This window comes from Sphingomonas flavalba, from assembly GCF_047553045.1.
Lineage (GTDB): Bacteria > Pseudomonadota > Alphaproteobacteria > Sphingomonadales > Sphingomonadaceae > Sphingomonas_L > Sphingomonas_L flavalba_A.
The window spans coordinates 2,033,364-2,052,317 of the sequence record NZ_CP180208.1; the positions used below are offsets into that span (position 1 = coordinate 2,033,364).

Below are 18,954 nucleotides of genomic sequence, written 5' to 3' on the forward strand. Positions count from 1 at the left end.
GCATTTCGGCGGCGGCGGCGTGCCGCGCGGCTTGCACCGGCGCACTATTGTTACCCAATGGTGACATCCGCCGCCAAACTATACACAGGCACTTATTCGGGCAGCGGCGTGTCCGGCGTCTTGACCCGCGTCGACTCCTTGTAGGTCCGGCGAGGCTCTGGCGCCGGCACCGGGTTGGAGATGAAGCGGCCGGTAATGTCCGGGAAGCTGTCGATCGGCTTGATGACAACGTCCTTGAACTGCACGTAGCTCGGCTTGGATATATGAAGCTGGAGGCCGATCAGCCCGTCTCTGGGGCTGAGCGGGTCGTTGATCGTCGCGTCGATCGCCAGATACCCGTTGACCGCCTGAACGACGCGGTTGCCGTGAACGATCACCACGCCTTCGTTCCATGCCTCACCCGTCGGCTTCACCGCCTTCAGGATCACCTCGCGCGGATTGACCATCTCGATCACGTTGCGGACGATCCGGCCGGTGCCGCCGCCGCCCGACTGGATGCGGGTGACCTCCGCCCGCTGACCGAGCAGCACCATCTCCTGCCGGTCGCCCAGCTCGTCATACAGCATCGCGAACCGGTCGATGTCCTTGGTGATCGGCGTCACATTGGCCTGCATCCCGGCCATCGCGAAATTGCCGGGAACCTGGCCGCTGCGGAACTGAATGCCCGAATTGCCGAAATCATTGGCGAAACGGTATTTGAACCGCAGTTCGAAGTTGGGAAACTCCCGCTCCAGGATCAGATAGGTGTTCTTGTCGATCAGCTGTTCGGAACCGCCGGTGATCGCGCCGTCGCGCACCGACCACAACGTCATGTCGCCGCGCCACCCGTTCAGCGTCTTACCGTCGAACAGCGAGATGAAACCTTCCGGCACCGGTGCCGGCGCTTTCGCCACCGCGGGCGCCGCGAAGGCGATAAGAGCCGCGCCGATCGCGGTGGCTGCACCCATTCGTTTCATGATACGCTCCCTTTCAGACTGGCATGTACTTCTGGTGTTTGCGGTTGCGCTGGTGCGCGGCGTCATTCGCCGATCGCGACGCGGTCGGCGGAATTGAATGACACCATCAACACCGCGTCCTCGGTGCCGATGTTGCGGGCGTTGTGAACGGTTCCCTCCGGGATCATCACCGTGTCGCCGGCGCGCATCTCATACTCCTTGTCACCAACCCGGTGCATGATCCGCCCCTGCGCGACATAGAGCACTTCGTCGCAGTTCGGGTGCCAGTGCGGCGGGTTGGCGTCGCCGGGGCGGATGGTCGCCCGGCCGGTCGTCAGGTGAGACGCATTGCCCAGCGAGCGATGGGCAAACCATTCCAGCTGGCCCCACGGCGTCTTCTCGACGGTAACCTCGCTGCCGGCGCGGACGATCAGCTGCGGCTCCGGCGGCGGCGCGACGCCGGGGGCCGGCGCCTCCGGCAGGGTGGCGGAGACCCCGCCCTCCGGCACCGGATGGCCGCTGCTCCACAGGATGGCGTTCAGCACCATCCGCCGCACCTGCGGCTGGTCGAGGAAGGAAAGAAAATGCCCCCCCGCATAGCCGAACGAACGGCCGCCGCCCGGCCGCTCATAGGCCCATGCGGCGACGCCGGGTCGCGCATCCTCGTATACCGGTGCGCCGCTCCGGTACTGGACATGGGCGCGGGCGCTCAGGATCGGGGTCACCCCGGCGGAGCGGAAATCGATCGCCGCGTAATACTCATCGAGATGGTTGAAATCGCCGATCCCTTTCGCGACCGGGTGCGCCTTGCCGACGACGGCGACCGGGGCGATCTCGATCGACCAGCCGCTACCGGCTGCGCGCGATGCGCCCAGCCAGTTCTGCGTGGCGGTCGCCTGCCCGGCATCGGCGACGGTCATCGCCTGGTGCAGGGCGACCAGTCCGACACCGCGCGCAGCCAGTCGATCCATCTGCCCGCGCGCGGCGGGGCTGAACAGCGAACCGCCATCGCGGTTCTCACCCTGCGGCGCCTGATAGAGGACGACGACGCTGGCATCATCGATCTCGGCCGGGTCGCGCGGAAAGCCGCCGGGATAAGTGCGGATCACCGGGTTCAGCCTCGCGAAATCGGGCGACGCCCTGATCAGCCGCTCCAGCTTGATCACCCCGTTGGGAAAGTCATGCTGCCCCTGGTCGGCCCCTTGCCGCTCGCCACCGATCAGCACGATCGTCGGCGCCGTCGCCGGCCGGGCCACCGCCGGCACTGCCAGCAGAACGACCGCCGCCGGCACCAGGATGTTGCGAAGTCTGGCCATGACGTTTCTCTCCTTCCCGATCACCGCGCTCACCGTGCTACGGCTGTCCGGGCGGCACCCGCGCCCGCGCGGTTGAGCGCCAGGCTGGTGAACCGCCCGACCTGCTCGGTGATCGCGATCTCTGCTGGCAGCCGCTCCATCGACGTCGCGCCGAAGAAGCCGTCGACCTCGGGACAAGCGTCGAGGACGAAGGCAACATCCTCCGGCGACGAAATCGGTCCGCCATGACACAAGGCGATGATGTCGGGCCGCTCGCTGCGCGCCGCGTCGACAATGGTCCGCACTGTCCGCGCCGCCACGTCCAGCGTCATCGCGGTCTTGGCCCCGATCCGCCCGCCGGTGGTCAGCCCCATATGGGCGACGACGATATCGGCGCCTGCCCGCGCCATCTGCCGCGCCTGCTCGGCGTCGAACACATAAGGGGTGGTCAGCAGCCCGGCTTCATGGGCACGGGCGATCAGTGCCACTTCCTTGTCGAAGCTCATCCCCGTCTCTTCCAGGTTCAGCCGGAACGATCCGTCGATCAGCCCCACGGTCGGGAAGTTCTGGACACCAGCGAAGCCCATGCCGATGATCTCGCGCAGGAACTGGTCGGTCAGCAGGAACGGGTCGGTGCCGTTGACCCCGGCGAGAACCGGCGTCCGCTCGACGATGGTCAGCACCTCGCGCCCCATATCAAGCACGATCTCGTTGGCGTTGCCGTAGGCAAGCAGCCCGCTCAGCGAACCGCGCCCGGCCATGCGAAACCGGCCGGAATTATAGATGATCAGCAGGTCGGCACCGCCGTCCTCGGCGCATTTCGCGGAAATGCCGGTGCCGGCGCCGCTGCCGATGATCGGCTTGCCGGCGGCGATCTTTTCGCGGAATCCGGTGACAATATCTTCGCGCTTCCAGTTCATGTGACCTCCGGGTGGAAATGGTGTGATGTCAGCGCGCCAGCCGCCGATAGGCATCGACGACGGCCTGCGCGAAAGCGGCGTCGTTGATGTGCAGCGGGTGGCGGGTGATCGTGCGGTTCGGCCCCTGCGCAACGCTCGCCTCCAATGTGGCGAACAGCGCAGCATCGGCCTCGGGATCGTGGAACGGGTTGCCGGGCCGGTCCAGCTCGGACACCCCGCCTTCGGGGATCAGCAGCGCGAAACCGGCGTCCGGGTACGCATTCAGCTTGGCGGCAATCCACCGCGCGCAGGCGACATTCTCTTCGACGCTGGTGCGCATCAGCGTAATGCTGGCGTTATGGACATGCAGCCGGCGCGCGCGCAACCGTTCGGGAACGGTGTCGAGCGGCCCGAAATTGACCATATCGAGCGCGCCGACGGACAGCACATAGGGCACCCCCCGCGCCAGTATGCTGTCGAACCGGTCCGGCCCGCAGGGAAAGATGCCGCCGACAATCTCGTCCGCGACTTCGGTCGTCGTGATGTCGAGCACCCCATCGAGCAGGCGGCTCGCGACCAGGTCCTCCATCGCCCGCCCACCAGCGCCGGTGGCATGGAACGTCAGGACATCCTGCCCGTCCTCCTCCAGCATCGCGCGCACCGCCGTCACACATGGCGTGGTCACACCGAACATGGTGACACCGACCGCGGCCGCACCACCGTCGTCGACCCTTTCCGGCAGCGCCCGCGCCGCACCCGCAATCGCCGCGGCGGCGTTACGGAACACCTGCCGCGACACCCGGTTCAGCCCGGCGACGTCAACCACCGAATTCACCATGATGATGTCGCTGGTGCCGATGTAACTGCTGGTGTCGCCACTCGCGACGGTCGAAACCATCAGCTTGGGAAAACCTACCGGCAACGCCTGCATCGCCCGCGCGATCATCGATGTGCCTCCAGTGCCGCCCAGCCCGATCACCCCGGCGCAGCGCCCGGCCGCCACCGCGTCGACCAGGAAGCCGCGCAGCGCCAGGCTCATCGCGGTAACCGCACTGCCGCGGTCGGTGTGCGTCAGCACGGTCGGCGCACCGTCCGGGTGGTGGCCGGCAACGGCGGCGCGATCAATGTCGGCCTCCCCGCCCGGCGGCGCCAGCGTACCGACGTCAACCAGCAGCGCCGGGACACCGCACGCCTCGATCGCGTCGGCCACAAAGCGCGCCTCGCCGAACTTCGTGTCCAGCGTCGCTACCACATAGACCGGCCGCGGCCTCGCCATCATGCCTCCTCCCTTTCGCCTTTGCTCAGGGAACCAGCAATAAGCGTGCCACCCTCCGGAACGCCGCAGCTCAAGGCGTTACGGCACCCGTCACCGCCGGCGCGCGCGTTACCTTGTTACCGATGTCGGAGACAGGGTTACAGCCACGCACCCGGCGCGCCGGGCGAGGATCATGCTCCGTCACCGCGCGTCAGCTTGGCGTACAGGGTCTTGCGGCTGATCCCCAGCGCTGCCGCCGCGACGCTCTTGTTGCCGTTGGCCCGCTCCAGCGCCACCTCGATGTCACGCACACTGACCCGCCGGGCATTGGCAATCGGCGACAGCTCGGCGCCGCCGCTGTCCGGGTGGAAATGAACGCCGCGCAGCACCGGCCCATCCTCAAGGATCGCGGCACGGGCGATCACCTGCATCAATTCACGGATATTGCCGGGCCAGCTGTGCCGCGCCAGCTTGCGCTCGAACCGCTCGTCGATCGACAGCGCCGGAATACCCAACTCAGCCGCCGTCTTGCGCAGGAATGCGCTGACCAGATCGGGAATATCATCGGTCCGCTCACGCAGCGGCGGAACCGCGAGGGTGACGGTGCTCAGCCGGTAATACAGGTCGGACCGGAACTTGCCCTCCTGCACCAGCCGGGCAAGCGACTGGTTCGTCGCGGCGATCACCCGCACGTTCAGCGGGATCGGGTTGTCGCCACCGACACGCACCACCTCGCGCTGCTGGAGCACGCGGAGCAGCGCCACCTGCGCCGCCGGGCTGAGGTCGGCAATCTCATCAAGCAGCAGGGTGCCGCGATTGGCCAGCTCGAACTTGCCGATGCGCCGCCGGTCGGCGCCGGTGAACGACCCGCGTTCATGGCCGAACAATTCACTCTCCAGCAACCCGGCCGGGATCGCGCCGCAATTCAGGGTGATGAACGCCTGCTTGGAACGCGGGCTGATCTGGTGGATCAGCGCCGCCGCCATTTCCTTGCCGACGCCGGTTTCCCCTTCGATGACGACGTTGACGTCGAACGGCGCGACCCGCTCGATTGTCGCCATCATCTCGCGGCACGCGTCGGAGCGACCGACGATCTCGTGGCGCTTGGGGTGTTCCAGGTCTGGCCCGGTCGCCCGCAACGCCTTGCAGCGCCGGACGAAGTTGGACGTGATCGCCTGCACCGGCAACCGTTCAAACACCGACCCGCCGGCAATGCCGTCGATCCGCGCCTGCTGGAAAAGCGCACTGAAATCATCGACGTCGGTGAACGGCCCGCCATAGACCAGGCAAAGCGGCCGGGACGGCAGCGCCCGCAGCACCTCGATCATTTCGTTGATATAGCCGATCGCGCTCTGCAGCGCGTCGCGCCGGTCGCCAAGCGCGAAGCGCACCGGGGTCAGGCCGGCATTGACGATATAGGCGTCGACCTCGACCTCGGCGAACCGCTGCAAGTCCGTTTCGCTCAGCACGAAGGCAAATGTCGCCAGCCCCTTTTCCCCGGCGCGGCGCAGCAGTTCTACCTCGCTGGCGATGCCCAGCCCTTCCTCCTCCAGCGCCAGCCGGATCTGCCCGTCGATGAAGCCGGCGGTTGGCCAGTTGGTCACCCCCTGCACGCCGATCGCACGCAGGTGGTCGAGCTGGCGGTCGAGGTCGATCGCCGGATCGCTCGCCATCACCCCGGCGACAACCGGCAGGCCGCAGGCATTTGGCAGGATGTGGCGCCGCAGCAGATCCTCGGTCTGTTCGTTCGCGTTGCCATAGGCGAGCATCGACGCCAGTGATCCGCAGCCGACACTGCGATACAACCCGGCGTTCAGCGCCAGCAGCAGGTCGGCGCCCGCGTCGACCGCATATTGCGAAATCTGGCCGGTCCCGGCGGAAACCGCGACGATCGGTGACGCATTGCCGTCCCGCTGCCGCGCCAGGCGCTTGACCATCTCATGCATGGAACGAACCGGGCATTGCGTATGACACTGATACTCTTTCGCTTGCCGATCGCCGCCGCTGGCAGGCCCGGCGGCGCGCGGGCGGCCAGTCTGCGCCGCGCGGGTCATGTTCGATCGATGCGGTTTTCCCCGCACCTTGAATGCCCGGCCACTACGGGCGCACCGAACCTAGGCTGGCCCGTGCCGCGAAATCAACCCGCCGCCGTCTCGACCATTCGCATGGCCGGTGTCGCTCCCCCCTAGCCCGGCCGGCCGTCGCTGCGCGGGGTGGCATAGATGTGCGCGGCCCACAGCACCCACGGCAGAAACGCGATCAGCCAGCCGAAGGCTGCCGCGCTTTGCCAGGCCAGCCAGTCTTCGGCCAGTTCCCCGCCCACCCGCAGCAGACAGACAATCTGCACCGCCACGAACGCGTAAAGCGCGACAGGCGGCAGCACCAGCGGCCGTCCGGCATGGCCCTGCGTCACCCGGGTGACCATTCCGATCAGGATGCTGCCGAAAAAGCCGATAAACAGCGCATGCGCCGGCGCGCGGCCAAGGATCATCTCGCCATTGAGCGCCAGCGCAAGGTCCTGCGCGGCGTACAGCGCAAAGGCGATCGGCAGCCAGGCAAGGCCCGCGAACAGCACCAGCAGCAGCGGCGGCATCCGCCGGCGCGGAACCCAGCGCCACAGCAGATACAGGCTGAGCAGGAAAAGCGGCAGATCGGCTATCCACAGCCGCCCGGCTGGCAGCGCGATGTGCAGGGCCATCAACGCCCAGCCCGCACCCAGCACCCAGGTCGGCCGCCATGGCTGGTAACCGGGTACGACATTGCCGGCAAAAAACGGAAACATGCGGTGGGCAACGGTGAAATAGACCGGGGTCAGCAAACCGAACGTGCCGATACTGATGGCCAGATCGCCCATCTCCGCGTCCTGGCCGATCAGGTAGATCAGCCATAGCACCAGCCCGGCGGCGCCGGCGCACAGCGCGCCGTAACAGCCGACCAGATGCCATGTCCGCCCCCGATCGCGCCAGGCCAGCCGGCCCAGCGGCACCAACGCCACCAGCCACCCGGCCAGTGTCACCGCCGCCCCCAGAACCGCGCCCGCCTGCCAGCCAAGCGCCCCGGCCAGCGTCAGCAACTGGCCGCCAAACAGCCCGGCCGCCACCGGCACCGCATAGCCGCGGCCGATCTCCGGCTGGCCAATCCAGCGCGGGAACACGGTCAATAGAAACCCGAAGAAAAAGCTGGGCAGCACCTGATACTGCATCAAAAAGGCATGCAGTCGCCCGGCATAGGGGTCCGGCTGCGGCATCGGCAGCAACGGCCACCGCGCTGCAGCCAGCCATAGCCCCCACCACGCCATGGCCAGCAGCAGGTTCACCCCGCCGACGAAAAACATCATCCGATGCGGCGCCCGGCCAAGATTGGCGATCGACGGCGACGAAGACATGGCGCGACACCTCCTTGCTGCGCGATTTCCCCCTGACGACGCAACACACCGGCCCGGCCCGCTCTCTGTAGCGCGAAATTTACACTTGTGCCGCTTTTTCCGTGCCTTACACCAATAATCGGTGGCGCAAGAAAGGGCAATCACCCCAGCCTGCCGCGCCACCGACCGCTCACCGTCTTTCCCCGCACCCTCGTTTGCTCAGGCGACGACCGGGTAGGTCACCGTGCCGTCCGCCGCCACCCGCGCGCCCGTCGTCAGCGTCGCCGCCACCGCCCGGCCGGGGTCCATCAGGTGAAACACCGCCTCGCCCCCCGCCAGTAAATAGTCGGCGACAATCCGCCGATGGCATCGCCACCACACCGCTTCCGAACACATGATCGCGCAACGTCGCGCCCGGCCCAGCGCAATCAGGTCCGCCAGCCCGGCGCGAAACGGCGGGGTCTGCGCATAGTCGGCATAGTTGTGAAAGCTGCGATTGTCCCAGAACCCGTTGATATCCGGCTCCGCCCCCTTCACCCGGCCACGCAATCCGCCCAGTTCCGCGATATGGGCATAGCCGATCTGGAATGGTGCCAGCGCATCGCCCAGCACATCGCTGTTATATTGCGGATTGGTCCGCGATCGCGGCACCGAACGGATGTCGACGACCAGATCGACTGCACCGACCCGCAGCAAGGTGCAAAACGCCTCGATCGTCCGGGTCGAATGGCCGACGGTATGGAATGGCGCCGCCGTCATCGCCCGCCGCGCGAAAAACACGTCACCGCCATCGCCTCATCCGGCACTCGACACCCGCGCCCCCTTCCGCCACAGGCCCAGGATCACCACCTGCCAGGCAACAGCGATTGCCCCGGCGATGAACACCACGTCGCCAAAGGTGCGGATCCAGCGCAGCGTCTCCAGGAAATCCTGCTGCAGGAAGGTGTCGCTGCGTGCGTACCACATGCCGGTGGTCACGCTCGCCTCGAACTGAAACAGGCCGACCGGCAGCAGGCTGGTGAAGATCATCAGCACCAGCCCGGCGTTCAGCCCCCAGAACCCGGTCGCCATCAAGCGTTCGTTGAACGCTATCTCCGGCCGGATATAGCGCAGCACCAGCAGGGTGAAGCCCAGCGCGAGGAAGCCATAGACGCCGAACAGAGCGGCATGGGCGTGGACGGCGGTGGTGTTCAGCCCCTGCAGGTAGAACAGCGCGACCGGCGTATTGATCATGAAGCCGAAAACCCCGGCGCCCAGCATGTTCCAGAACGCCACCGACACGAAGCACATCAGCGGCCAGCGGACGGCCCGCATCCACGGCGCCCGCTCGCGCAGGCTCCAATGCTCCCACGCTTCATAACCAAGGACGATCAGCGGCACGACTTCCAGCGCGCTGAACGCCGCGCCCACCGCCATGATCGGCGTCGTCGTGCCGGAAAAATACATGTGGTGGAATGTCCCCGGCACACCGCCAACCATGAACAGCGATGCCGACGCCAGGCTTGCGGCGGTGGCGATCCGCCGCGACACCAACCCCATCGTCGCGAAGATGAACGCCAGCGCGGCGGTCGCGAATACCTCGAATATCCCCTCCACCCACAGGTGGACGACCCACCAGCGCCAGTATTCCATGATGCTGATGTTGGTCCGCTCGCCGTAAAACAGGCCGGAACCGTAAAACAGGCCGATCGCGATGGTGAACACGGTGAGCAGCCACAGCAGGCTGTTGTCGCCGTCCTTGCGGCGCAACGCCGGCATCATCGCCCGCAGCATCAGCGCCAGCCACAGCAGCAGGCCGACGAACAGCGCGATCTGCCAGAACCGGCCAAGGTCGAGATACTCGTACCCCTGATGCCCCAGCCAGAAATTCAGCTTCGGCGGCATGATATGGGCCAGCGCAAAGTAATTGCCGGCAAAGGACCCGACGACGACGACGATCAGCGCCCAGAACAATATGTCGACGCCCAGCTTCTGGTATTTCGGGTCGCCGCCATGGATGATCGGCGCCAGGAACAGCCCCGCCGCCAGAAAGGCGGTGGCAATCCACAATACCGCGCTCTGCACATGCCAGGTCCGGGTCAGCGCGTAGGGGAACCATTGCGACACGTCGACGCCGTAAAAGCTCTGCCCCTCGATCGTGTAGTGGGCGGTGAAGCCGCCGATGAACACCTGGAACACGAACAGGGTGAGGACGACGAACAGGTATTTGCCGACCGCCTTCTGCGACGGAGTCAACGGCGCCAACGTCAGCGGGTCGCTTGCCGCCGCGACCGGCGGGTCCTCGTGCTTCCGCAGGAACGCCCAACCCCAGATCAGCGCGCCGATGCCGGCGATCAGGATGATCACGCAGGCCAGCGACCACAGGATATTCTCCGGCGTCGGATGGTTGCCGATCAGCGGCTCCGGCGGCCAGTTGTTGGTGTAGGTGGCAACCGTCCCCGGCCGCTCGGTCGAGGCCGCCCACGCCGTCCAGAAGAAGAAATCGGCCAGCTTCGCCCGTCGCTCGGCATCGGGCAGCGTGCCTTCCTTCATCGCGTAATTGTCGCGCGTCTGGCGCAGCGCCGGGTCGGCGCCGTACAGCCGGTCGTAATAGGCGGCGGTCTCCACCATCGCCGCGGCGCGGCGGTCGGACACCGTGACCGTGCCGGTCGCCGCATCATAGCTGTTGGGGCGGTAATCCTGCTGCAGGCGATAGGTCAGCGCCGCCTTCTTCTCCGGGTCGAGCGCGTCGAACGGCTTGCCCTCGCTGTCGCGCGCGGCATTGTCGAGCCAGGCGACCAGTTCGCGGTGCAGCCAGTCCGCGGTCCAGTCCGGCGCCTGATAAGCGCCGTGGCCCCAGATCGAACCGAGCTGCATGCCGCCGGTGCTTTGCCATGCGGTCTGCCCGTCGAGGATGTCCTCGCGGGTCATCAAAACCTCGCCGGACGCGGAAACCACCTGGGTCGGGATCGGCGGCGCCTTGCGATAAACCTCGACGCCGGACAGGCCCAATATACCAAACGTCACCGCCAGAACGGCGATCAACGTCCACCACAGATACCGGTAGTTCCCCATAGCGCCCCCCAGGTGCCGGAAGATGGGCGCACTATGTCATATGAAAGGATGATCTCCAAGGTCGATTCGACAGGGAATCGATCCGGCTCACCGGCCGCTTCGGCTCAGTGCAGCAGCTTCAACCCGGCAATGCAGCCAACCAGACCGGCGATCAGCAGCAGCCGGGCGGCGTTGATCGGTTCGCCGAACCAGATCATGCCGACAATAACGGTGCCGAGTGCGCCGATCCCGCCCCAAACCGCGTAAGCGGTGCCCATCGGGATCGACCTCGACGCGACTTCCAGCAGCCCCATCGACAGGCTGACAGAGCCGAGAAAAGCAAGCGTCCACGATAGGTTGCGAAATCCGTCGACGAACCGCAGGCAGGTGGTGAAGCCAACTTCGAAGAAGCCGCCGAGGAGGAGCAGGACCCACGCCATTACGCGGTCTCGATCCCCGGCGCCGGGCGCCGCGCGACAACAAGGCATCCCGCCACGATCAATCCCGCACCCACCATCGTCAATACTCCCAGCGTTTCGCCGAACACCCAATAGCCAAGCAGGCTGCCCCAGATGAAGGCGGTATATTCCACCGCCGACAGATAACTCGCTTCCGCCCGGGCATAGGCCCAGGACAGCAGCATAAGCGATATGAACGACAGCAGCGCCGCAACCCCGATCAGCGGCAACGAACCGGTCGGCGGCAGCCGCTCGAAGAACAGCGGCGCGGCCAGCAGCAGACCGGCGCCCAGCGTCAGGTTGAGGAAGAACGCCACCTCCACCGGCGGCGCCAGCTGCGCCTGCCGCCGCATCAGGATCAGGTTATAGGCGTAAAGCGCCGCCGCGCCGAGGATGGCGATCGCCGCCCATAACACCTCCGGCCCGACCGCGACCCGCAACTCACCGGCGACGATGGTCAGTACCCCGCCAAACGCGATCAGAGACCCGACCACCGCGCCGGCACCCACCGCCTCGCCCAGCAGCAGTGCTGCCAGAAACAGGGTCATCAGCGGCGCGATGAAGGTCAGCGCGATGCCCGGCGCCAGCGGCATCCGCACGATGCCCCAGAAGAACAGCAGCACCGACAGACCCGAAACCAGCCCGCGCAGGCCGTGCAGGCGCAGCAGCTTTGGCGCCGGCCAGCCGCGCTTTGATGCCAGGAACGGTCCGATGCCGATGGCGACCCCCGCCAGGCTGCGCCACAGCACGGCGCTATAGACGCCGATGTCGATCGAAAGCTGCTTCATCGCCGCGTCCATCGCCGCGAAACAGGCGACGCCGGTCGCGGCGACGGCGAAGGCGATGACCGGCGGAGTTGGGCGCGGCGGCGACATGGCCGGCCGCATAGCCGAGCCGCTACGGCTTGTCCTGCTCTTAAGCGCCCCCGTCCGCTAGCGCAGCGTCATCCGGTCGCCGTCGATCGCCACCGAGCCGAGCCGGGACAGGAAGGACTGGCCGAGCAACGACACGTCAAGCCCGTCGCCGACGATCGCCGCCCGCACCTGTCGCGCTTCGCCACCGGCCACCACCATCCGGTCGATTACCACCGGCTTCCCCCGCACCGCGCCGGACGCGCCGCGCCCGATCACGGCGAATTCCGCCGGAGAGAAATTGAGACCGATCCGCCGCGCATCGTCCACGGTCAGCGCGACCAGCGACGCGCCGGTATCGACCAGAAATCGTACCGGCTGGCCGTCGACACGGGCGTCCACGTAGAAATGGCCGTCGGGCGCGCGGGTGATCGCCGCATCCAGCGGCGAAAGTGTCGGCGCCGCCATGCCCGCGGCAACCGACACGGGCGGCGGCGCGGCCAACGGGCTGGCCGGCTGGCTGTCGGGCAGGATCAGCCCCAGCGACAGCCCAAGCGCGATCGCAAGCAGCAGCAGTCTGATGGCCATCATCCCCCGCTAACGGCAAAACGCTGCCGAACGATGGGGCATAGTGGTGAACGCCGCTTTAGGCAGCCGCAGTCCAGTCCGTTCCGGACGCGATATGACGCACTCAGGCCGCCCGCTTCGCCTCGGCCGCCTCGATCTCCGCCGCCTTCGCCTCGACGAGCTTGACGATATGGTCGACCATGTCGGCATCGTTGACATGGTGGTCGGTCACGCCGGACAGGTAGACCATATGCTTGCCGGCGCCGCCGCCGGTGATGCCGATGTCGGTCTCGCGCGCCTCACCGGGGCCGTTGACCACGCAGCCGAGCACCGACAGCGACAGCGGGGTGCGGATGTGCTGCAGCCGCTCCTCCAATATCTGCACGGTGCGTATCACGTCGAATCCTTGCCGCGCGCAGGACGGGCAGGACACGACGCGTACGCCCCGGTTGCGGATGCCCAGCGCCTTCAAAATCTCGAATCCGACGCGCACTTCCTCTTCGGGCGCGGCAGACAGCGACACGCGGATCGTGTCGCCGATGCCGAACCACAGCAGTGATCCAATGCCGACCGCCGACTTGACCGTGCCGCCGATCAGCCCGCCCGCTTCGGTAATACCCAGGTGCAACGGACAATCGACCGCTTCGGCCAGTTGCTGATACGCCGCCACCGCCAGGAACACGTCGGATGCCTTGACCGCCACCTTATAGTCGCGAAAGCCGTGGTCCTCCAGAATACGGATATGGTCGAGCGCACTTTCGACCAGCGCCTCCGGGCACGGCTCGCCATATTTTTCCAGCAGGTCCTTTTCCAGCGACCCGGCGTTGACGCCGATGCGGATCGCGCAGCCATTGGCGCGCGCGGCGGCGATCACCTCGCGCACCCGGTCGGCGGAGCCGATATTGCCGGGGTTGATCCGCAGGCAGGCGGCCCCGGCATCGGCCGCCTCCAGCGCCCGCTTGTAGTGGAAATGGATGTCGGCGACGATCGGCACCCGCACCGCGCGGACGATCTGCTTCAGCGCCGCCGTGCTCTCCGCATCCGGGCAGGATACACGGATAATATCGACACCCGCCTCCTCGCAGCGGCGGATCTGGTCGATCGTCGCGCGCGCATCGGATGTCGGCGTATTGGTCATCGTCTGGACGGTAACCGGGGCATCGCCGCCGACGGGGACGGTGCCAACCATGATCTGGCGGGACTGACGGCGCGTAATGTCGCGCCACGGACGGATGGACATGGACCTTGCTCGAACCTTTCGATGCCGCGGCTATAGCGCGGTCCGCCCGGGGAAGCGAGGACAGTCGGGCGGGCGCGCGCCACGCACGGACAGCCGCTTGTCCTTCCCCCATCATTTGCCGCCGCGCGTCCGGCGCCCCTATCCTGCTCGCGACACAACAAAAAGGGGACGACATGGGTCAGCGGTGGGGTCAGCGGTGGGGACAATGGACGAGCGTGGCCGCCATGCTGGCGCTGCTTGCCGGCTGCGCCGGGCACAAAGGCCGGCCAGCCGCGCCAACGCCAACGCCCGCACCGGCGCCAGCCCCCTCACCCACACCAACGCCCGCCCCTGCCCCGGCGGCGATCAACCGCGGCATCAGCGGGGCGGAGGCAGCCTGGCACCTGCGCGCCGCGCTCAACGTCGCCGCGCTCAGTTGCAACGACCGCGCGCTCGCCGATCGCTACAACCGGCTTCTGCAGGATCGGCGGGCACCGCTCGCCGCCGCCTATGCGGCCGAAACCGCCCGCTTCGCCAGCGCCGGCGGGCAGGCCGCGCTCGATAGCCACATGACGCAGGTTTACAATCATTTCGCCCTGCCCGCCGATCGCGCCGCCTTCTGCGCGGCGGCGGCCGAGGCGCTGGCCGGCGCCGCCGGGGCGGACCTGCCCGGCTACGCCCCGGCCGCGCTCGCCCGGCTCGATGCCCCGCCGCCAGTCCGTGCCACGGCCGCGATCGCCACCGCCAGAGCCGCCCCGGTCGGCGCCTGGCAGATTCAGCTCGGCGCCTATGGCAAGCGCGCCAATGCGGAGGCGGCGTGGCGTCAGGTCAGCAGCCGCCTTGCCGGCGCCGCCCTGGCGCCGCGCTACGAACCGGTGCCCGGCAAGCCGCTGACCCGCCTGCGCGTCGGCCCGGTCGCCGATCGCGCCGACGCCGTCCGCCTGTGCGCCGCGGCCGCCGGCGCCGGGCTGGACTGCATGCCGCTCGCCTACTGAATCAGAGCATTTCCTTCAGCGGCACCGCCACGTCGGCCAGCCTCTCCGGGGCAATGGTCGCACCTTCCAGCACCAGCTTGCGGCCCTGGACATAGTCCTTGGTCGCATTGACGCAGTCGAGGGCGACCACACGGCCGCCCTTCAGGTAAACGACCGAAAAACTGCGCGTCGCCGGATCGCCACGCATCACCGCCTGATCATGGCCGGTCGACAGGCCCACCGTCTGCAAACGCAGGTCGTACTGGTTGGACCAGAACCACGGCACCGCGTCGTAAGGCGCTGCTTCGCCGACGATCGCCTTGGCGGCGGCGGTCGCCTGATCCGTGGCGTTCTGCACCGATTCAAGCCGGATCGTCGCGCCGTCGGCGAAACGGTTGGCATGGGCGGCGCAATCGCCGACCGCATAGACGTCGGCCAGGCTGGTCCGCCCCTGTGCGTCGACGGCCACACCGTTCCCGCCTTCGGCGCCGGCCGCGATCAGCGGCTCGACCGCCGGGATCACGCCGATGCCGACAATCACCATCTCCGCCGGCAACACCGTGCCGTCGGCCAGCCTGACGCCGGTCGCGCGGCCGTCCGCTCCCTCGATGCAGTCGACGCCGACACCGGTGCGCAGATCGACACCGTGCGCGCGGTGCTCCGCCTCGTAGAAGCGCGACAGCGACTCCCCGGCGACGCGGGCAAGCACGCGGTCCTGCGCCTCCAGTACGGTCACCTGCTTGCCCAGCTTGGTCAGCACCGCCGCCGCTTCCAGTCCGATATAGCCGCCACCAATCACCACCACCCGGGTGACGCCGGGCATTTCGGCCATCATCCGATCGACATCGGCGCGATTGCGCACGGCATGGACGCCGCTCAGGTCCTTGCCGGCGCAGCCCAGCCGGCGCGGGTTGCCGCCGGTCGCCCAGACCAGCGCGCCATAGCCCAGCGTGGTCCCGTCCGCGAAGGTCACCGCCTTCGCCGCCGGGTCGACGGCAACGACGCGCGCGCCGAGCCGCATCGTCACCCGCCGCTCCTCCCAGAACGCGGCGGGGCGAATCAGGATACGTTCAAACGGCTTGTCGCCGGACAGATAGTCCTTGGACAGCGGCGGCCGTTCATAGGGCAGCTCCGGCTCGTCGCCGACAATGACGATGCTGCCTTCGAACTTCGCCTGCCGCAGCGCGATCGCCGCCTGCGCGCCGCCATGCCCGGCGCCAACGATCACCACATCCGCCCGCTCGCTCATCCGTTCAATCTCCCCGCATGCCAGCGGAGGTGATCCGCCATGAATGTCGAAATGAAATAATAGCTGTGGTCGTAGCCCTGCCGGATGCCGAGGCTGAGCGCGATGCCAGCGTCGGCGCAGGCGCGCTCCAGCAATTCGGGGCGCAATTGCTCCGCCAGAAAGGCATCGCCGCTGCCCTGGTCGACCTTCAGTGCGTCGACCCGCGCGCCATCCTCGATCAGCGCCACCGCGTCATGGCGCCGCCACGCCGCCCGGTCGGGGCCAAGATAGCCGCTCAACGCCTTCTCTCCCCACGGCACCTGCGACGGGGCAACGATCGGCGCGAAGGCGGAAATCGCCCGGAACCGTTCAGGATGGCACAGGCCGATGGTCAGCGCCCCGTGCCCGCCCATCGAATGGCCCATGATCCCCTGCCGCGCCATATCGGCCGGGAAATGCGCGGCGACCAGTTCCGGCAATTCCTCCGTCACATAGCTCCACATCCGGAAATGCCGGTCGAACGGCGCAACCGTTGCGTCGACGTAGAATCCCGCGCCCTGCCCGAAATCATAGGCATCGTCGTCGGGCACTTCTGTGCCGCGCGGGCTGGTGTCCGGCGCGACGAATATCAGGCCCAGCTCAGCGCAGGCGCGGCGATACTCGCCCTTCTCGGTAACGTTCGCATGGGTGCAGGTCAGGCCCGACAGATACCAGACGACCGGCAGCCGCGCGCCCGGCGCATGCGGCGGGACATAAACGGAAAGGGTCATGTCGGTGCCGGTCGAACGCGCGGCATGCCGGCAGACATGCTGCACCCCGCCGAACGCCATGTTGGTCGAAACCGTCTCGATCATCGCCTCCTCTTGCGCCCGTCAGCGAAACACCACAGTCCGTAGCCCGTTCAGCAACACCCGCCGCTCCGCCACCCAGCCGACCGCGCGGGCCAGCACCTGCGCCTCGACATCGCGGCCGATACGGATCAGTTCGTCGACCCCACGCCGATGATCGACGCGCTCGACCGCCTGCTCGATGATCGGCCCTTCGTCGAGGTCGGCGGTGACGAAATGCGCTGTCGCGCCAATCAGCTTCACGCCGCGCTCATGGGCACGGTGATACGGTCGCGCGCCCTTGAAACCGGGCAGGAAGCTGTGGTGGATGTTGATGCAGCGCCCGGCCAGCCGCTCCGCCAGCCCGGCGGACAGGATGCGCATGTAGCGGGCGAGCACCAGATATTCCGCCCCGGTCTCGCCGACCAGCGCCTCCAGCGCCGCCTCCTGCGCCGCCAGCCCGTCCGGCTCGACCGGCAGATGGTGGTAGGGAATGCCATGCCATTCGGTCAGGGCGCGCATCGTGTCATGGTTGGACACGACGCCAACGATGGCGATCGGCAAAGCCCCGGTCCGCCAGCGATGGAGCAGGTCATTCAGGCAATGCGACGCCTTCGACACCGCGATCAACATGCGCGGCCGCTCGCCGCTGTCGGTCAGCGTCCAGGCGAAGCCGTATCGTTCCGCCACCGGCGCCAGCGCCGCGCGCAGCTCCGCCCCGTCCCCCGGAAAGCGCGGTCCACCGGCGCGGAAGGCCACACGCATGAAGAACCGGCCGGTCTCCAGATCGGCATATTGCTGGCTGTCGAGGATGAATCCGTCTCGCTCCGCAAGCGCGCCCGCCACCGCGGCGACAATGCCCACGCGGTCGGCGCAGGTGAAGGTCAAGATCCAGGACAGGGCCGCCACCGCGTCAGTAGAGGACGACGCTGCGGATGCTTTCTCCCGCGTGCATCAGCTCGAACCCCTTGTTGATCTCGTCCAGGCTCAGCACATGGGTGATCATCGGGTCGATCTCGATCCGGCCGTTCATGTACCAGTCGACGATCTTCGGCACGTCGGTGCGCCCCTTGGCGCCGCCGAACGCGGTGCCACGCCAGTTGCGGCCGGTAACCAGCTGGAACGGGCGGGTGGCAATCTCCCTGCCCGCCTCGGCGACGCCGATGATGATGCTGGTGCCCCAGCCGCGGTGGCACGCCTCCAGCGCGGTCCGCATCACCTCGGTGTTGCCGGTCGCGTCGAAGGTGAAGTCGGCACCGCCATCGGTCAGCGCCAGCACCTCGGCGATCACCTCCTCGCGCGTTTTGCCCTTGCCGTTGATGAAATCGGTCATGCCGAAGCGGCGGCCCCATTCCTCGCGATCGGCGTTGATGTCGACGCCGATGATCTTGCCGGCCCCGGCCAGCCGCGCTCCCTGCAACACGTTCAGACCGATGCCGCCCAGGCCGAACACGACGACATTGTCGCCGACCTGCACCTTCGCGGTGTTCACCACCGCACCGACACCGGTGGTCACGCCGCAGCCGATATAGCAACTGGTCTTGAACGGCGCGTCCTCACGGATTTTCGCAACCGCGATCTCCGGCAGCACGGTGAAATTGGCGAAGGTGGAACAACCCATATAGTGATAAATCGGTTGCCCCTTGTAGCTGAACCGCGTCGTCCCGTCAGGCATCAGCCCCTTGCCCTGGGTGGCGCGGATCGCGGTGCACAGGTTGGTCTTGCCGGACAGGCACGACTTACACTGGCGGCATTCCGGCGTGTAGAGCGGGATGACATGGTCGCCCGGCACCACGCTGGTCACCCCGGCGCCAACCTCGCGGACGATACCGGCGCCTTCATGGCCAAGAACGCTGGGAAAGATGCCTTCCGAATCCAGCCCGTCCAGCGTGTAGGCGTCGGTATGGCAAATCCCGGTCGCCATGATCTCGACCAGAACCTCGCCCGCTTTCGGGCCTTCCAGGTCAAGCTCGACGATCTCAAGCGGCTTCTTCGCCTCGAATGCCACCGCCGCGCGCGTTTTCATGCCAGTCTCCCTGCCTCGGTCGC

The 18,954-nt window shown here is 67.3% G+C and carries 17 protein-coding genes; 1 reads left to right on the forward strand and 16 read right to left on the reverse strand.

Going from position 1 to position 18,954, the window contains the following annotated elements; genetic code table 11:
* Nucleotides 1-92: 92 nt before the first annotated feature.
* The 12 genes from ACMT1E_RS09690 to ispG all read right to left on the reverse strand — a co-directional run bounded on the left by ACMT1E_RS09690 (nt 93) and on the right by ispG (nt 13,897).
* Nucleotides 93-956: a DUF1080 domain-containing protein gene (locus ACMT1E_RS09690; RefSeq protein ID WP_414899939.1), complete on the reverse strand. Its 864-nt coding sequence runs from the start codon at nt 954-956 to the stop codon at nt 93-95.
* A gap of 62 nt (nt 957-1,018) precedes the next feature.
* Complete coding sequence (locus ACMT1E_RS09695) at nt 1,019-2,251, reverse strand: cupin domain-containing protein (protein WP_414899940.1); 1,233 nt, start codon at nt 2,249-2,251, stop codon at nt 1,019-1,021.
* Between the two features lie 29 nt (nt 2,252-2,280).
* Entirely contained in the window at nt 2,281-3,150 is an 870-nt protein-coding gene (locus ACMT1E_RS09700) for a phosphoenolpyruvate hydrolase family protein (RefSeq protein WP_414899941.1), read from the reverse strand.
* A gap of 28 nt (nt 3,151-3,178) precedes the next feature.
* Complete coding sequence (locus tag ACMT1E_RS09705; protein ID WP_414899942.1) at nt 3,179-4,408, reverse strand: Tm-1-like ATP-binding domain-containing protein; 1,230 nt, start codon at nt 4,406-4,408, stop codon at nt 3,179-3,181.
* Between the two features lie 167 nt (nt 4,409-4,575).
* Complete coding sequence (locus tag ACMT1E_RS09710; RefSeq protein WP_414899943.1) at nt 4,576-6,321, reverse strand: phosphoenolpyruvate hydrolase family protein; 1,746 nt, start codon at nt 6,319-6,321, stop codon at nt 4,576-4,578.
* Between the two features lie 248 nt (nt 6,322-6,569).
* A complete protein-coding gene (locus tag ACMT1E_RS09715) occupies nt 6,570-7,769 on the reverse strand; it encodes an NnrS family protein (protein ID WP_414899945.1) in 1,200 nt (399 codons plus the stop codon).
* 198 nt (nt 7,770-7,967) lie between these two features.
* Complete coding sequence (locus tag ACMT1E_RS09720) at nt 7,968-8,528, reverse strand: DUF488 family protein (RefSeq protein WP_414899946.1); 561 nt, start codon at nt 8,526-8,528, stop codon at nt 7,968-7,970.
* A gap of 15 nt (nt 8,529-8,543) precedes the next feature.
* A complete protein-coding gene (locus tag ACMT1E_RS09725; protein ID WP_414899947.1) occupies nt 8,544-10,802 on the reverse strand; it encodes a nitric-oxide reductase large subunit in 2,259 nt (752 codons plus the stop codon).
* A gap of 104 nt (nt 10,803-10,906) precedes the next feature.
* Nucleotides 10,907-11,221, reverse strand: coding sequence for a DMT family transporter (locus tag ACMT1E_RS09730; RefSeq protein WP_414899948.1), 315 nt, complete (start codon nt 11,219-11,221; stop codon nt 10,907-10,909).
* Nucleotides 11,221-12,114 (reverse strand): DMT family transporter, encoded by an 894-nt coding sequence (locus tag ACMT1E_RS09735; protein ID WP_414899949.1) that lies wholly within the window; start codon nt 12,112-12,114, stop codon nt 11,221-11,223. The genes ACMT1E_RS09730 and ACMT1E_RS09735 overlap by 1 nt, the downstream gene beginning before the upstream one ends.
* Before the next feature lie 57 nt (nt 12,115-12,171).
* Nucleotides 12,172-12,678, reverse strand: coding sequence for a TIGR02281 family clan AA aspartic protease (locus tag ACMT1E_RS09740; RefSeq protein ID WP_414899950.1), 507 nt, complete (start codon nt 12,676-12,678; stop codon nt 12,172-12,174).
* A gap of 103 nt (nt 12,679-12,781) precedes the next feature.
* Nucleotides 12,782-13,897: a flavodoxin-dependent (E)-4-hydroxy-3-methylbut-2-enyl-diphosphate synthase gene (gene ispG / locus ACMT1E_RS09745; protein WP_414899951.1), complete on the reverse strand. Its 1,116-nt coding sequence runs from the start codon at nt 13,895-13,897 to the stop codon at nt 12,782-12,784.
* Between the two features lie 224 nt (nt 13,898-14,121).
* Here ispG and ACMT1E_RS09750 point away from each other — a divergent pair, with 224 nt between their 5' ends.
* Nucleotides 14,122-14,871, forward strand: coding sequence for an SPOR domain-containing protein (locus ACMT1E_RS09750; RefSeq protein ID WP_414903372.1), 750 nt, complete (start codon nt 14,122-14,124; stop codon nt 14,869-14,871).
* A 1-nt stretch (nt 14,872) separates the two neighbouring features.
* On the opposite strand, the gene ACMT1E_RS09755 is transcribed toward ACMT1E_RS09750, so the two are convergent.
* Genes ACMT1E_RS09755 through ACMT1E_RS09770 form a run of 4 tightly spaced genes read right to left on the reverse strand, consistent with a single transcriptional unit; the run spans nt 14,873 to nt 18,931 of the window.
* On the reverse strand, nt 14,873-16,099 hold the full coding sequence (locus ACMT1E_RS09755) for an NAD(P)/FAD-dependent oxidoreductase (RefSeq protein WP_414899953.1): 1,227 nt from the start codon (nt 16,097-16,099) through the stop codon (nt 14,873-14,875).
* Nucleotides 16,096-16,929, reverse strand: a complete 834-nt coding sequence (fghA, locus tag ACMT1E_RS09760; RefSeq protein WP_414903374.1) for an S-formylglutathione hydrolase — start codon at nt 16,927-16,929, stop codon at nt 16,096-16,098. The genes ACMT1E_RS09755 and fghA overlap by 4 nt, the downstream gene beginning before the upstream one ends.
* Nucleotides 16,930-16,950: 21 nt before the next feature.
* Nucleotides 16,951-17,796 carry a formyltetrahydrofolate deformylase gene (gene purU / locus ACMT1E_RS09765; protein ID WP_414903376.1) on the reverse strand — a complete coding sequence of 282 codons (846 nt, stop codon included), beginning with the start codon at nt 17,794-17,796 and terminating at the stop codon, nt 16,951-16,953.
* A 22-nt stretch (nt 17,797-17,818) separates the two neighbouring features.
* Nucleotides 17,819-18,931, reverse strand: a complete 1,113-nt coding sequence (locus tag ACMT1E_RS09770) for an S-(hydroxymethyl)glutathione dehydrogenase/class III alcohol dehydrogenase (RefSeq protein WP_414899954.1) — start codon at nt 18,929-18,931, stop codon at nt 17,819-17,821.
* Nucleotides 18,932-18,954 lie beyond the last annotated feature (23 nt).